At 40.4% G+C, this 16,550-nt stretch carries 12 protein-coding genes; 10 read left to right on the forward strand and 2 right to left on the reverse strand.

What is annotated here, in order from left to right; all coding sequences use genetic code 11:
• Positions 1–11: 11 nt before the first annotated feature.
• The 10 genes from GM920_RS02315 (at position 12) to GM920_RS02360 (ending at position 15,346) form a co-directional block, all read left to right on the forward strand.
• Positions 12–1,466, forward strand: coding sequence for a hypothetical protein (locus tag GM920_RS02315; RefSeq protein ID WP_182953044.1), 1,455 nt, complete (start codon positions 12–14; stop codon positions 1,464–1,466).
• 255 nt (positions 1,467–1,721) lie between these two features.
• Positions 1,722–2,321, forward strand: a complete 600-nt coding sequence (locus GM920_RS02320) for a TetR/AcrR family transcriptional regulator (RefSeq protein ID WP_182953046.1) — start codon at positions 1,722–1,724, stop codon at positions 2,319–2,321.
• A gap of 376 nt (positions 2,322–2,697) precedes the next feature.
• Positions 2,698–3,831, forward strand: coding sequence for an efflux RND transporter periplasmic adaptor subunit (locus GM920_RS02325; RefSeq protein WP_182953048.1), 1,134 nt, complete (start codon positions 2,698–2,700; stop codon positions 3,829–3,831).
• Positions 3,832–3,839: 8 nt separating this feature from the next.
• A complete protein-coding gene (locus GM920_RS02330) occupies positions 3,840–7,031 on the forward strand; it encodes an efflux RND transporter permease subunit (RefSeq protein ID WP_182953049.1) in 3,192 nt (1,063 codons plus the stop codon).
• Between the two features lie 20 nt (positions 7,032–7,051).
• Positions 7,052–8,461, forward strand: coding sequence for a TolC family protein (locus GM920_RS02335; RefSeq protein ID WP_182953051.1), 1,410 nt, complete (start codon positions 7,052–7,054; stop codon positions 8,459–8,461).
• 101 nt (positions 8,462–8,562) lie between these two features.
• Entirely contained in the window at positions 8,563–9,162 is a 600-nt protein-coding gene (locus GM920_RS02340) for an RNA polymerase sigma factor (protein ID WP_182953053.1), read from the forward strand.
• A 55-nt stretch (positions 9,163–9,217) separates the two neighbouring features.
• On the forward strand, positions 9,218–10,414 hold the full coding sequence (locus GM920_RS02345; protein WP_235964411.1) for a FecR family protein: 1,197 nt from the start codon (positions 9,218–9,220) through the stop codon (positions 10,412–10,414).
• 100 nt (positions 10,415–10,514) lie between these two features.
• Positions 10,515–10,961, forward strand: a complete 447-nt coding sequence (locus GM920_RS02350; RefSeq protein ID WP_182953056.1) for a protein-disulfide reductase DsbD N-terminal domain-containing protein — start codon at positions 10,515–10,517, stop codon at positions 10,959–10,961.
• Between the two features lie 8 nt (positions 10,962–10,969).
• The gene (locus GM920_RS02355; RefSeq protein ID WP_182953058.1) at positions 10,970–12,655 is read left to right on the forward strand and encodes a protein-disulfide reductase DsbD family protein; all 1,686 of its coding nucleotides are present in this window, start codon (positions 10,970–10,972) and stop codon (positions 12,653–12,655) included.
• Positions 12,656–12,829: 174 nt separating this feature from the next.
• On the forward strand, positions 12,830–15,346 hold the full coding sequence (locus GM920_RS02360; RefSeq protein ID WP_182953060.1) for a zinc-dependent metalloprotease: 2,517 nt from the start codon (positions 12,830–12,832) through the stop codon (positions 15,344–15,346).
• A 75-nt stretch (positions 15,347–15,421) separates the two neighbouring features.
• Here GM920_RS02360 and GM920_RS02365 read toward each other — a convergent pair whose 3' ends face one another.
• Positions 15,422–15,868, reverse strand: a complete 447-nt coding sequence (locus GM920_RS02365) for a carboxymuconolactone decarboxylase family protein (RefSeq protein WP_182953062.1) — start codon at positions 15,866–15,868, stop codon at positions 15,422–15,424.
• A gap of 64 nt (positions 15,869–15,932) precedes the next feature.
• Positions 15,933–16,517, reverse strand: coding sequence for a Crp/Fnr family transcriptional regulator (locus GM920_RS02370; protein WP_182953064.1), 585 nt, complete (start codon positions 16,515–16,517; stop codon positions 15,933–15,935).
• Between the last annotated feature and the right edge of the window lie 33 nt (positions 16,518–16,550).

Raw genomic sequence — 16,550 nt, forward strand, 5'->3', positions numbered from 1 at the left:
TGAAATTAATAATGAAAATATCAGCAACAATAATTCTATTGTTGCTGATTTCTGTTTATGGGTACTTGAAATTTCGGGAGTCCCACTCTTATAACCAGATTATTGCTAAAAATGCGCATGTGGTTTTTAAGTTGAACGTGGATGGTTTACTGAGCACCATGGCTACTGATTTTATTGGTAACCCTGGCTATTATTTAAAAAATAATGAAAAAGGAGTGCGCAGACCCGGCTTCTCTATTCCGGCCAACATCTTTTTCTACTCGCTTAATACCGGGGCTCCAAGCAGTCTTTACTCAAGTTTGGCTTTAGGGGATACCACTGGCTTAAACGCCTATTTAAAGCGGGTTTTGAAGATCAAAGATTTCAGGGCAACAACTAAGGGAGATCGTACAGGAGTAAGTGGGCGTCAAGAATCAGCAATAGAAGAGGGGGCAGAGCAGATTGTCGGGACTTCTGCAGATCGTAAAATCACAGTTGCTTATGATAGAAAGATTTTAGCCATTGCATATTCTTTCAAAAGAGAATCAGTAATGGAGGAATTGAACGATATTCTGGATCAGAAAAACAGGATGGAGGATGCGGCTCCGCTTATGCTGGCTCTGAAAAAGGCAAAAGGTCATTTGAGTTGGACAACAACAGCATATACCGGTGAGGTTAATTTTAAAGATGGAGGTGTTGAGATCGATGGTCTTTTTCCAACGGAGGGACTAGAAATTCCTACTCAACCTCATTCTTCTATTAAATTTGCCGATAATTCTTTAATAAGCATCTGGATAAATGCAGGCTTTAGCCCGTCTTGGCTGGCTAATCTATCAGGAATAGCTGCAGCAGGAACAACGAAAACAACGGGAGAGCTATCCCTAAATGGGATTTCCCTTCAATCAGCGACTTTGTTGAAATCCTATCTAGGCTTTGCTGCAGTAGAAATAGGCCCTGGTATTACACAAATTGATTCTCTGATTACTTATGAGTATAATGATGACTTTGAAAAAGTACCTACTGTTCAATTGAAAAAGGTGATTGTACCGCATTTGAAAGTCAGCATATTAGCTAAAACGGGAGAATTAACGACTTATTTGAGAGAAAGACAAGTCATTCTTGTAGATGATCAGTTGAATAAAGAAGTATTTCCATTGTACCAGGTCTTTAGCAGTCAGCAAGATCCTATTTGGCAACTGAGTACGCTGAAAAATGATCCCATAAGCCTTACAACGGTGGAGAATGAAATCGGTTCTTCCTCAAAAATTGCTTTGGCTAATGAGGGTAATCAGAATTTCTTTTTTGCTTCCGCTGATTTAAAAGAGATTAAAGTTCAGCAACTGTTTCCTTTATTAAATAGCTGGATCGCACCTTTTACACATTTTGAAATTACAGCAGCTCAAGCAGGGAATGGAACTGCAAGATTAAGAGGAAACCTAGAATTACAAAGACCAGACCTCAACGCATTTATTCAAATGATTCGATAAGCTACCAAATGATTTGACAGGTTTGCCAAATCATTTGGTAATTCCAGCTAAATAAAAAGAATCAAGGCTGGAGTTTACTCCAAGAATCCAAAATAAAACAAAAACTCTATTTAATAATTGATCAAAAAAATCCGGCTCTTAATCCTTTCAAAGCCGGATTTCCAGTATTTGACAAATTAATGATGCGATTCTCAAGACAACTAATTACATTTGCTTAACAGTGTTAGATTATTTACACTATTTTATTTTTAAAGCATGGGCAGTAAAGAACGCATACAACGGTTAAAAGAGGACACAAGACTCAATATATTGGATGCTGCCTTAGAAATTGTGAAGGAAGATGGTTGGCAGTCGCTCAGCATGAGAAAAATTGCCGATAAGATTGAGTATACTGCACCCATTATTTATGAGTATTTTGCAAATAAAGAGGGGATTTTACTGGAATTAACCAGGAAAGGATACATTATACTCTTTCAGGAATTAAAAGCAGCTAAAGTTCAACATGAACTCCCTCAGGATCAATTAGAGGCGATGTGGATGGCTTATTGGGATTTTGCTTTTAAATACAAAGAGCTGTACCAATTGATGTATGGCGTGGATATGAGTTGTTGCGAGGTGATGAAAGCATTTCCGGAAGCAGAAGCAACCACAAATATCATCTGTGATACCATCAAAGAACTGATGACTGCTGATCCGATCAATGATGATCTGGTCTGTAGGAAATATTTTACCTTTTGGTCTGTTGTACATGGTTTAATTTCCATCAACTTTGTACGTAAAGGAACAGACAATATGACGAATCAACATATCCTTAGAGATGCGCTTAAAGGAATTATAAAATATATTAATGATTAAAATCTCGGCAATAAAACATTAATCTAGAATACAAAACGGATTTAATTCAATCCGTTTTTTTGTCCACAGTCACTTAACACTGTTAAATCACTTACACCCGTTATTTGTCCATGAAAATGGCACATTATTGAACAAGTGTCGGCTATTGTTAAGCATTTAACGCTGTTAAATTACTTATACCTGTTATTTACACCTAAAATTATGAACCGATATGAAGCACTTACCGATTACCCAATACTATCTAACACTGTTAAATTACTTAAGCCTGTTTTTTAAACTCTAAATCAAATACATCATGGAATATTTCCCTCCCTCAATTTCTGCGTCTGGAGCAATTGGCCAGTCGCCAATTATTAACCCCTCAAATCAGTACATTATGAAATCTATACTTTTACTCTCTACAGTCGTATTTTTATTCGGATGCGCTGCTGAGCCGGCAACAGAAATTGCCGCTCCTGCGCCGACTTTACCCGTAGTTTCCATCAGTCAAACTGCAGAAACAACTTTTCTAGAATACCCGGCATCCTTACAAGGAGCGGTGGATTTGGAAATTCGTCCACAGGTATCTGGTGCTCTGGAGCAGGTATTGGTAAATGAAGGTGCGCTTGTTCATGCCGGACAACCTTTATTTAAAATCAATTCACTTCCTTTTATGGAGCAGTTGAACAATGCCAAAGCGAATCAGCGTGCAGCAGAAGCGGCGGTATTAAACGCACAATTGGAAGTCGACAAGTTAATTCCTTTGGTACAAAACAAAGTGGTTTCAGATTTTCAATTGAAAACGGCTAAAACTGCGCATCAAATTGCGCTGGCAAATGTTGCTCAAGCAAAAGCGAGTGTTGGAACTGCTCAAATTAACATGGGATATACTTTAATTAAAGCGCCTGTGAGCGGCTACATCGGTCGTTTGCCTAAAAAACAAGGAAGCTTAGTTTCTCCATCAGACCCATTACCGCTGACTAACCTGTCGGATGTTCATGAAATACGCGTATACTTTTCTTTGGGCGAAGCAGACTTTGTCAACTTTAAAGCAAAATATCCATCGGCAACTGCTGGAAATCTTAAAAATTTAGCACCTGTGTCATTGGTTTTGTCCGACAATAGCGTGTATGCGCAGCAAGGTAAAATCGATATGATTGATGGGCAATTTGACAAAAACACAGGGTCAATTACGCTTAGAGCAAGCTTTCCTAATGCATCAGGATTGTTGAGATCTGGAAATACTGGAAAAGTAAGGCTGAGTCTCGAGCACCAAGATGCGATGCTGGTTCCGCAATCGGCTACCGTCGAAGTTCAAGATAAGGTATTCGTGTACACGGTTGATCAGCACAACAAAGTAGCCAAACAGCCGATTAAAGTTATCGGAACAAGTGGAACAAACTACCTTATAAAAGAAGGATTGAAATCTGGTGACCGTATCGTTTCTAAAGGATTTGAAATCCTAAAAGACGGTGATGCGATTGTTCCGGAAGTACCCAATGAAAAAACACCAAAAATTGCCGCTAACTAATCTCAATCATGTTTAAAATATTCATACAAAGACCGGTCCTGGCCACAGTAATCTCTATTTTATTAGTGATTTTCGGGATCCTGGGACTTTCAAAATTACCATTACAACAGTTTCCCGATATTGCACCGCCCGCAGTTCAGGTAACCGCCCTATATCCGGGGGCAAATGCAGAGACCGTGTTGAGGGCTGTAGCGCCATCGCTGGAAGAATCAATCAATGGGGTAGAAGGCATGAGTTACATGAGCTCTACCGCGAGTAATGATGGATCGCTAGTGATCACTGTCTACTTTAAGCTGGGGACAAACCCGGATCAAGCCGCAGTAAACGTGCAGAACAGGGTAGCACAAGCCACCAGCCAACTACCAGCTGAGGTAGTTCAAGCAGGTGTCTCCACTGCAAAACAACAAAACAGTTTGATCATGGTACTCGATATGTACACTGAAAATGAATCAGAATATGACCAGACTTTCTTAGCGAATTATGCCCAGATCAACTTGATTCCAGAAATCAAAAGGATTCCAGGTGTAGGTTCTGCCAGTGTTTTTGGAGGAAGTAAGGATTACTCTATGCGTATTTGGTTGAATCCTGCTCAAATGGCCAGCTATAACCTGATGCCTAATGAAGTGATGTCGGCCATTCAGAATAAAAATGTAGAAGCTGCTCCAGGTAAATTTGGCGAGAGCAGCAAAAATGCCTTTGAATATGTGATTAAGTATAAAGGTAAGTTGAATCAGCCTAAAGATTATGAAAATATGGTGATCCGTTCCAATGCGGATGGTTCTATTTTGAGATTGAAAGACGTTGCAAGAGTTGAATTCGGTGCATATACCTATGGTAGTTTAACCCGTATCAATGGTAAACCAGGAGTTGACATTGGGATTATGCAATTGGCAGGATCTAATGCGAATGAGATTCAGATCAAGATTCAGGATTTCCTAAAAAAAGCAGAGAAAGACTTCCCAAAAGGGGTAAAGTACGATGTGATGTATAATACAAAAGTATCATTGGATCAGTCTATTGATCAGGTGATACATACGTTGATCGAGGCTTTTATCCTGGTATTTATTGTGGTGTTTATCTTTCTTCAGGATTTCCGCTCTACTTTAATCCCTGCTATTGCGGTGCCGGTCGCAATTATCGGAACCTTCTTCTTCATGCAGTTGTTTGGATTTTCTATCAATTTGCTGACTTTATTCGCATTGATATTAGCCATTGGTATTGTAGTGGATGATGCAATTGTGGTCGTAGAAGCTGTCCATGCGAAGATGGAACAACAACATTTACCTCCTAAAGAAGCTACAACTTCCGCGATGCAGGAAATTACTGGCGCCATCATCTCGATCACCTTGGTGATGTCAGCCGTGTTTTTACCGGTTGGTTTTATGGAAGGTTCAACCGGTGTATTTTACCGACAGTTCGCTTTCACTTTGGCCATTGCCATTGTAATTTCAGCGGTAAATGCCTTGACTTTAAGTCCGGCTTTATGTGCTTTGTTTTTAAAAGACAACCATTCGAATCAACAAGAAGGAACTAAGAAAACTTTCTCAGCGCGTTTCTTTTTGGGATTCAATACAGGGTTTAACAGTTTGACTAATAAGTACGTTGGAAGCCTTAAGTTCTTGATCCGATTTAAGTGGATCGGATTGGTTGGGCTATTGTTAATAACGCTCTCCACAGTATGGATGGTAAAGAAAACGCCAACTGGATTTATTCCTTCTGAAGATCAGGGGTTCATTGCAATTGCATTGTCAATGCCTGCAGGTGCCTCCTTAGAACGTACAACGGAAGCTTTAAAAGAAGCAGAGAAAATTCTGACGCCTTTGGAATCTAATCGATTGCTGAATGTGCTTTCTGGTTTCAATATTATGACTCAAAGTACCAGTCCTTCTGCAGGTGTGGCTTTTGTGCTGCTAAAACCAACAGAAGAACGTGGCAAAATGAAGAATATAAATGATATCATGAACGATATCAGGGTTAAATTGGGTAGCATAAAAGGGGCTAGTTTCTTTGTGTTTACTTTCCCAACGGTTCCGGGTTTCAGTAATGTGGATGGATTAGACCTGGTATTACAGGATAAAACAGGTGGAAAGCTGGATAAATTCAGTGGTATCGGTTATAACTTCATTGGGGAACTCATGAAACGGAAGGAGATTGCTGTTGCCTTTACTACGTTTAAAGCAGATTATCCGCAGTTGGAGTTGAAAATTGATGAAGAGAAAGCGGAGCAGCTGGGTATCAACGTAAAAGATGTGCTGCAAACTATGCAAGCGTATTTTGGAAGTGCACAGGCTTCAGATTTCAATCGTTTCGGTAAATATTACCGGGTAATGGTTCAGGCAGATATCGCGAACCGTGCAGATGCTTCTGCCATGGACGCAGTATATGTTAAAAACAAACAAGGAGAGATGGTTCCTATCAATACGGTAGCTACCTTATCTAGGGTATATGGACCGGAAACTGCATCAAGGTATAACTTATTTAATTCAATTGGTGTAAATGCCATTGCTAAACCAGGGTATAGTTCTGGTGATGCCATTAAAGCAGTGGAAGAAGTGGCACAAAAACACCTTCCTGCTGGGTATGCGTTCGAGTTCTCCGGCTTAACAAAAGAAGAGATTTCTTCAGGCGGACAGTCGGCGATCATCTTTATGTTGTGTCTGATTTTCGTTTACTTCTTGTTATCTGCACAATATGAGAGTTATATCTTGCCTTTAGCAGTAGTACTTTCTATCCCTACGGGTGTGTTTGGAGTATTTGTAGCTATTGGCCTAACAGGAATTGAGAATAACATTTATGTTCAGGTCGCTTTGGTGATGTTGATTGGGCTTTTGGCGAAGAATGCGATTCTGATTGTAGAGTATGCTGTTCAGCGCAGGAAAACAGGGAAGACCTTGGTCTCATCTGCTTTAGAAGCAGCTAAATTACGTCTACGTCCTATTATTATGACTTCTCTGGCCTTTATTGTAGGATTGATTCCGATGATGAGTGCCACTGGACCCTCTGCAATGGGTAACCATTCGATCAGTATTAGTGCAGCAGGAGGAATGGTTTCTGGTGTAATACTAGGGTTATTTATCATTCCGGTATTGTTTGTCATCTTCCAATATTTACAAGAAAAGGTGAGTGGTAAACCACCATTGGCAGAGGAGACAAAACATGGTGTAAGCGTTAAACCAGATACGGAGATTATTTACTCTTAATCTTTTAATAGAAAAATCAAATGAAAACACCTATATATAAACTTACGGCATTGATGCTCCTGGTATTCCTAGGAGGCTGTAAAGTTTCAAAAGACATCATTTTACCTGTCACAAGCATTCCTGAAAATTTCAGGAATGCCTCCAAGGATAGTACAAGCAGTATTGCTCAACTATCAGTAAAACAGTTTTTTTTGGACGTCACCTTAGGTGATCTAATAGATACAGCTTTGTTGAGAAATTACGATTTACAAATCGCAATGAAAAATATGACCGCAGCAGAATTGTTATTCAAGCAGTCGAAATTGGGAAATCTACCTCAGGTAAACCTGAACATCACAGCGAATAGTAGCAGACCTTCGGACAATAGCTTAAATGGTCTGAGTGCGGGCCAGTTTCTGGGCACCAAACATATCGAGGATTACAATGCAAACCTTGGAATAAGCTGGGAGGCAGACATCTGGGGGAAGATTGGAAGTCAGAAGAAAGCCGCATTAGCCAGCTATCTGCAAAGCGCTGAAGCTAGGAAAGCTGTTCAAATGAGACTAATTGCTAATGTTGCCCAAGGGTATTACCGATTGTTGATGTTGGACACTCAGATGTCCATCGCTAAGAGAAATGTTGCACTGAACGATAGTACTTTAAGAATGATTAAGATGCAGTTTGATGCAGGACAAGTCAGCTCTTTGGCTATTCAACAAGCAGAAGCGCAGCAATTGTTAGCTGCTCAATTGGTTCCGGCTTTAGAACAGGAGGTTAGTATCCAGGAAAATGCGTTGAGCATTCTGGCGGGTCAGTTGCCAGCTGCGATTATCCGCCAGGGAAGTTTGGATAAGGTCAATTTTCCTGCTCAATTATCCGCTGGAGTTCCTTCGGCGCTTTTGGCACAAAGACCGGATGTGCGTTCTGCAGAACTTTCATTAGACCTTGCCAATGCCCAGGTGGGAATTGCCAAAGCAAGTATGTATCCATCATTAAATATTACTGCAACAGCAGGTTTAAATGCTTTTAAAGCAAGTAATTGGTTTAATGTGCCAGCGTCTCTATTTGGGGTCGTTGCTGGAGGAATCACCCAGCCATTGTTTCAACGCAAACAATTGAAAACTCAATTTGAAGTGGCAAAGATAGAAAGAGAAAAAGCAGTGCTTCAATTCAGACAATCGGTTTTGAATGCAGTAGGCGAAGTTTCTGATGAATTGATGCGCATTGAAAAACTAAAACAGCAAGAAACCATTGCCCAGCGTCGGGTGAAAACCTTAAAAGAGGCGGTCAAAAATGCGGGTTTGTTGTTTAATAATGGGATGGCGAACTATTTAGAAGTCATTACCGCCCAAAGTAACGCTTTGCAAAGTGAGCTGGAATTGGCCAGCATTAAAACTGCAGAACTCCATGCTACTGTGGCACTTTACCGTGCTTTAGGGGGAGGTTTTTAAGATTTTAAATGGGATAAACGATAATTAATTATCCTAATAATGGTATAATTAATGTTTTAATTATTTAACATTGGCCCTTATTATCATCTTTTATAAAGGCTATGTTTCTTAACCAACCTGAAGGTTATACTGAACAGGAATTGCTGGAAAAAGTTGCGGGGGGCAACGAATCTGCATTCAAACTGCTATACGAAAAGTATGCGGGGAAGGTATACACCATGGGTATGAACTATCTTAAATCCCCCTTTTTGGCCCAGGATGCTGTCCAGGAGGTTTTTGTGAAGGTTTGGAAAAACCGGGAGCAACTGACTACCCTGAACAGCTTTCCTGCATGGCTAACCACGATCTCCAGGAATCAACTGATCAATGATCTCCAAAGTCTGATTCCAATGGAATCTCTTGAAGCTATTTCTTCCGAAGATAGCGGTCACCATCAAACTACAACGGGCAACGAGATTGATTATCGTGAGCTTGAAAAAGCGATTAAAATCGGTATCAGTACCTTCTCGCCAAGGCAACAGCAAATCTATCTCCTAAGCAGGGAAAAGGGGTTGAGCCATAAACAGATTGCTTCGCAACTCAATATTTCTTACGATATGGTGAGAGAACATATGAGCAATGCCCTCAAGAATCTTCGTAAATTTCTTGAAAATCATTATACCCATTTGCTGTTGCTGTGGCTGATTTCCAGGTATAATTAAAAAAAATAAAATAATACCCCCACAACATTTCATTTTCACTGTCTATATTATTGTAATGACACCAGAGACATTTAAATCACTTTTATCAGGTTACCGAATGGACAGTTTAAGTCCAGAGGAGCAACAGCAGCTCATGGCTTTGTTGCATGATCCGGCCTATCGTGAACAACTGGAGAATTTATTTACTGAAGACCTGTCTGCACCAGAATTTCCGGTAACCGCAGGAAAAGAAACCTTGGACCTGGTTTATGAACAGGTTAAATTACACACTGGTGAGGCTAAAGTACTTGCTTTCCGTCCGATGCGTTGGGTTGCAGCAGCTGTAGCAGTCTTGGCGATTGGAATCGGGAGTTATTACCTGAGTTCGATGCCTGCGACTCTGCAGAGCGATCCTATCAGTTATGATAAGGGAGAACATATCCTTCCAGGAGGCAGTAAAGCAGTGCTTACTTTGTCTGACGGTTCTCAGATTGAGCTGGATGAGATGGCCAATGGAGAGATCGCCAAAGAATCAGGCGTGAAAATTACTAAGACTGCGGATGGCCGCTTATTATATAGTGTACGTGAAGGCTTAGCACATGTAAAACCCGCTTTTAACACCATTTCTACGCCTAGGGGCGGACAATATCAAATCGCTCTTCCTGATGGAACCATGGTTTGGCTCAATGCCGCTTCTTCTTTGAAGTTTCCTTCTTCCTTTACAGGAAAAGACAGGTTAGTTGCACTTACGGGCGAAGCTTATTTTGAAGTGGCTAAAGATAAAAAAAGGCCATTTAAGGTAAAAACAGAGGAGCAGGAGGTCGAAGTTTTAGGTACACACTTCAATATTAATGCCTATGATGATGAGCAAGGGGTAAAAACTACGCTGCTTGAAGGTAGTGTAAAAGTGAAATTACCTTCCAATAAATCGGCTTTGCTTAAACCTGGGGAGCAATCGTTGGTTTTAAATGACATTAAAATAAACCAAGTTGATGCGAATTCAGCAATAGATTGGAAACAAGGATTATTCTGGTTTAATGATGAGAACATATATAGTATTATGCGTCAGTTTTCAAGATGGTATAATATAGAGGTAGAATATAGAGGAGATGTGCGCAATATTCGTTTCGGTGGACAAGTTTCCCGCATGAAGAATTTATCACAAGTACTCCGGATCATGGAACTTACGAAATCCGTTGAGTTTAGAGTGGAAGGTAATAAGATCATCGTGATGCCCTATGGAATGTCAGCTGAAAAACCAGGTAAAATATAATAAGCAATGACAGGATTAACAGCTGATTACCTAAGTTAAAAATTGTAATCGCTGTATACTTTTAAATAAATTGATTTATAAACACAATAAAACACAACATATGAAAAACCTCTTCTTATCCGCAGTTGTCTTACTTTTCAGTCTGACAGCGAGTAGCCAGATTTTAAAACCCGTAAAATGGAGTTATGCTGCAAAAAGAACTTCTAAAACAGAAGCAATCTTATATATTAAGGCTACAATTGATGAAGGATGGCACCTCTATTCACAAAACATACCTGAAGGGGGGCCTGTAAAAACATCTTTTACTTTTACTCCGGCAGCTACTTACAAGCTTGCGGGCAAAACGACAGAACCAAAACCTATTGTTAAGTTTGAGAAGGCATTTGATATGAATGTGGGTTACTTCGAGAATGGGGCAATTTTTCAACAGAAAATAAAGTTAACAGGCGCAAATGCCATTGTTAAAGGTACCTTGGAATATATGGTTTGTGATGAATCACAGTGTCTTCCTCCAGAAACTATCCAGTTTTCGATCCCAGTAAAATAGCGTAAAATATGACTTTTAAATACATTCTGACGAGCGTTAAAACGCTCGTCCTGGGAGTCTTATTGCTTTTATGTTCGGTAGGTACCGCCCTTGCACAGCAAGCTGATGCTGGAATTGACGACCTTGAGTTTACAGAAATCAAGGAAGAGGTGCCGGTAATAGACAGCATTACCGCCACTATTGTTACTACAGCAAAGGACAGTGTTAAGGCAGTAGATGTCAAATTGGTTGCGCCTAAACAGCAAGAGCAACAGGGCCTAACAGGGATTTTTATAGCCGGGTTTATCGGTGGATTAGCAGCCTTGTTGATGCCTTGCATTTTTCCAATGCTACCTTTAACCGTAAGTTTCTTTACGAAAGGAAGTCAGACGAAAGGGAAGGCAGTGAGTCGTGCCATGTTTTATGGCTTGTCTATCATCGTAATTTATGTAGTGTTGGGTCTCTTGGTAACGGTGATTTTTGGTGCTGATGCTTTAAATAGCTTATCTACCAACGGTATTTTTAACTTCCTGTTCTTTATTTTACTACTGATTTTTGCAATTTCTTTTTTAGGAGCATTCGAAATTACATTGCCTTCTTCATGGGTGAATAAAATGGATGCGAATTCAGATAAAGGTGGCCTTGCCGGGTTATTCTTCATGGCAGGAACACTCGCATTGGTTTCTTTTTCTTGTACAGGGCCAATTATTGGCACTTTACTGGTTCAAGCGGCCACTAGTGGTGCATTATTAGGACCCGCGATCGGAATGTTCGGCTTCTCTTTTGCTTTGGCGATTCCTTTTGCTTTGTTTGCGCTGTTCCCGTCCTGGTTGAGCGCACTGCCTAAGTCGGGTGGTTGGTTGAACAGTGTAAAAGTAGTGTTGGGCTTCCTGGAATTGGCACTAGCAATGAAGTTTCTGAGTAATGTTGATCTTGCTTATCATTGGAACTGGTTTGACAGGGAGGTATTCCTGGTCTTATGGATTGTGATCTTCGGATTAATGGGCTTATACCTGTTAGGAAAACTGAAATTCTCTCATGATAGCCCAGTTAATTTCATCTCTGTTCCAAGATTAATGATCGCTATTATAGTACTTTCCTTTTCCATTTATATGGTTCCAGGCCTATGGGGCGCACCCTTAAAGTCGATTTCAGCATTCCTGCCTCCACAAGCGACTCAAGACTTTGACCTATATACTCCAACCTTAACAGGTGGAACTTCAAATACTCCTGTTAAACACGAAGAAGGACCTCATAAATATGCAGATATTTTTCATGCACCATTAAACCTGAATGTCTTTTTTGATTATGAAGAAGGAATGGCTTATGCTAAAAAGGTAAACAAGCCGGTAATGATTGATTTTACAGGTCATGCTTGCGTGAATTGCCGCCAGATGGAAGCCAATGTATGGCCAGATAAAATGGTCTACAGCAGATTGAATAATGATTTTGTGATCATCCAGTTATATGTAGATGATAAAACGGAATTGGCACAACATGAAAAATTTACCTCAACGTTTAGCGGCAAAGCCGTCAACACGATAGGGAATAAATGGAGCGACTTTCAAGCCGCTAAATTTCACTCCAATTCACAACCTTATTATGTGCTCTTAGGGCACGACGAAAAGTTGCTGGTGCAGCCTACAGGTGCAAATTATAATGCAGAGGAATACCTTAAATTCCTCAACAGTGGCTTAAATAATTTCAATGAATAATTGAGATTATAGGTTAATAGTTAATAATCGTAAATGATGGCCTGTGGATGCAGGTCATCATTTTAGTAAACGGACATTTCGTTTGGATGGTAAAATTGCTGTTAATCTCCGTCTTCTATGAAAGATGACCTTATAAAAAGGATAATTTAGAGAAATATAAACCAATTACTAAGAATGAAACAATTAAGTTTGATCACACTGGTGCTATTAGGCGCCGGAGTACAGGGCTTTGCTCAACAGAAAAACCCTAAAAAAGGGGCCGTAGTGCCTCCAGTGAACCCAGCCCCGGTAAACCGACCGGCAGCTACTGGACCTAAACCTTATAAAGAGGTGATAACCGCCAAAGCTAAAACCGACAAAGGCCTTTTTAAAGTACACACAATTGAAGATCGTTACTTCTTTGAGATCCCTGACTCTCTATTAGATAGAGATATTTTAGTGGTCAACAGAATCAGTAAAGCCGCTGCTGGAAATCGTTCTCAAATGATGGGATATGGTGGAGACCAAATTGGAGATAACGTAATTTCATTTCAGAAAGGGCCGGCTAACAAATTGTTCCTAAAGAGTATTTCTTATTCGGAGCGTTCGCAGGATACCACTGCTCATGGTTTGTATAAATCCGTGATGAACTCAAATTTACAGCCTTTAGTGGCTTCGTTTGACATTAAAGCTCTGGCAAAGGATTCTGTGTCTGGTGCGAAAGGCGTGGTGATTGATGTTACCGATTACGTGAATGGTGATAATGAAATTCTTTTCTTTGATCCAAGTGTTAAGAAAGCTTTAAACCTAACAGGGTTGGTGCCAGACAGAAGTTACATCAAAGAGATCAAAGCGTATCCAATGAACATTGAGATCCGTACCTTGAAAACTTATACTAAAGCTATGCCTCCAATGCCAGGAGGGGCTCCTCCAAGTGCATCACCAGCAACTTATGAATTAAACAGCTCCATGGTGCTGCTACCGGAAAATCAAATGAAAGCCAGGTATTATGATCCTCGTGTAGGATATTTTGCTACTGGATATGTAGATTTTGATGCCAATCCACAGGGCGTTAAAAACCTTGCTTTGATCACCAGATGGCGGTTAGAGCCAAAAGCAGAGGATATTGAGAAATACAAAAGAGGAGAACTGGTAGAACCTAAAAACCAGATTGTTTATTATATTGATCCGGCTACGCCGAAGAAATGGGTGCCTTACTTAATGCTGGGTGTAAATGACTGGCAAGCTGCTTTTGAAAAAGCAGGTTTCAAAAATGCAATTGTAGCTAAAGAAGCGCCTTCAGATCCATCATGGAGTATTGATGATGCTAGACATAACGTTATTGTTTACAAGCCTTCAGATATTCCAAATGCAAGTGGACCACACGTTCATGACCCGCGTAGTGGAGAAATTCTGGAAACACATGTGAACTGGTACCATAATGTGATGTTAATTCTACGAAATTGGTACCTAATTCAAGCAGGAGCGGTAGATCCTGAAGCCCGTAAAATGAAGTTTGATGATAAACTGATGGGAGAGTTGATTCGTTTCGTTTCTTCTCATGAGATCGGTCATACGCTTGGTTTACGCCATAACTTTGGCTCTTCAGCAACAGTGCCAGTGGAGAATTTGAGAAACAAGCAATGGGTAGAGAAAAATGGTCATACACCTTCTATCATGGATTATGCTCGTTTTAACTATGTGGCGCAACCGGAAGATAACATCAGTTCCAAAGGAATTTTCCCAAGAATCGGTGACTATGACCTTTGGGCGATCGAATGGGGGTACAAATGGAAGCCTGAGTTTAAAGGTCCACAGGAGGAATTAACTGCTTCTAATCAAGAGATTATGAAAAGAATCACTGCCAATAACCGTTTAGTGTTTGGTACAGAATCTGATCCTAATGATCCACGTAACCAGAATGAAGATTTAGGTGATAATGCCATGTTAGCATCTGCCTATGGGATTAAAAACTTAAAACGCATTCTTCCTAACCTCCTGGTATGGACTAAGGAGCCTAATGAAGGTTACCAGAATGCAAGAATGTTTTATGGGGAGGTGATTAGTCAATATGGTCGTTACATGGGGCACGTTACTAAAAATGTGGGAGGTGTGTACACCACACCGAAAACAGTGGAGCAAACTGGCGCAGTATATGTTGCTGTTCCTTTTGCCAAACAAAAAGAAGCGATGACATTCTTAAATGCTCAATTGTTCAATAGTCCGAGTTGGTTAATCAATAAGGAATTAATCGAGCGTACAGGTTATAACGCAGTTGATGTTTTTCAAGGAGTTCAAAAAACTACCTTGAGTAGGTTACTGAGCGCTGGTACAATTAGCAAGCTGATCAATGCAGAGGTTATGAGTGGTGCCAAAGCTTATACTGCTGACCATCTTTTTGCTGATCTTAAAAGCGGTGTATGGTCTGAGCTTTACAGCCATAAGCCTATTGATGTGTACAGAAGAAACCTTCAGAAAGCCTACGTTGATTATTTAAGTAAACTGATGGTAGCTCCGGCTGCTGCTGCTAGCTTCCCGGGAATGAGGGTGTTGGATCCAACTAGTTCTGATGTATCTAGTATCGGTCGCGCTAATATGGCGGCTTTAGCTAAAGATATCCGCGCTGCGATCCCAACAGCAACAGGATTGAGTAAATACCATTTACAAGACCTTTTGGTTCGTGTAAATAACGTATTGAATCCTAAGTCTTAAAATTCGTCTTATTTTTTAAAGAGGCTGTCCTCGGTACTTGTTTGGCAAGATCGGGGATAGCCTCTTTTTTAGGACTTATTTTGGGTCCATTATAGGCTTCAGGTGTGTACTGATCGCGATCCTGTTCCAGGCGTTGATGGTGACAATGGCCATGATAATTTCTGTTAATTCTATTTCACTGAACAAAGCTGCAGCACGCGCTTGTGTTGTCTCAGAAATCCCAGATGGGATTAAGGTAAGTTCTTCTGTAAAAGCTAGTATGGCCATTTCTTCTTCAGTAAAGAATGAAGTTTCTCTCCAGGCACTCAGTGTATAGATTCTTTGTGGGCTTTCGCCATTCTTTAGTGCATCTTTCGTGTGCATATCCAGGCAATAGGCACAGCCATTGATTTGTGAAGCACGAATTTTTATCAGCTCTTTGTAGTTTTTACTCAGGGAGCAGGTTGCCATAAAGCCTTCTAAAGCAAACATTGCCTGGTAGGCCTTTGGATTGATTTCTTGCATATTCATGTGATTGCTCATGTATTTTTGATTAAATTTCTAATTCAAAGGTGCATAAGAAATCGCTCAAAAAACTTAATCTGGATTAAGAAATGGGTTTGTCTTTTTTTGCTCTGATTTTACTCAAAAATTCGGGTGTAAAGCGAAGAAAGGAAGCCAGCATATACTGCGGAATACGCTGTACAAAATCAGGAAAAGACTTGCTGAAATGGCGATAATGCGCTTCCTTAGATAAGGTGTGGTTGTACTTTACCAACTGCTGGCTGGCGCCATAAGCGCGTTGCAACAGGAGGCGGAAGTAGCGCTCCAGTTTTGGAACCTGCTCAAACAATGCATCTTCAACAGCACGCTCCAGTACCAATACCGTGCTGTCTTCTACAGCCTGGAGGAAGAAATCTGAATTTTTATGGAGCGCCAAACTGGTATAATCACTGATCCACCAGTTCTCAATTGCAAATTGGGTAGTATGTTCTATGCCTTTCTCATCAAAAAAATACATGCGTAAGCAGCCTTTGGCGACAAAATAATTCCCTTTGCAAACTTGGCCGGCATCAAATATTACGGATTTCTTTTTCAGTTGCAGTACTTTAAAGTGCTGAACGATTGCTTTTTCTTCCGTTTCATTTAAAGGGAGGTATTGATGAATATGTTGAAGGAGCACAGGGTACATAAGGGCAAATATAGGAATCCCAGTATAGATGTA

The sequence above is a fragment of the Pedobacter gandavensis genome, from assembly GCF_014172405.1.
In the GTDB taxonomy this organism is placed as follows: domain Bacteria; phylum Bacteroidota; class Bacteroidia; order Sphingobacteriales; family Sphingobacteriaceae; genus Pedobacter; species Pedobacter gandavensis.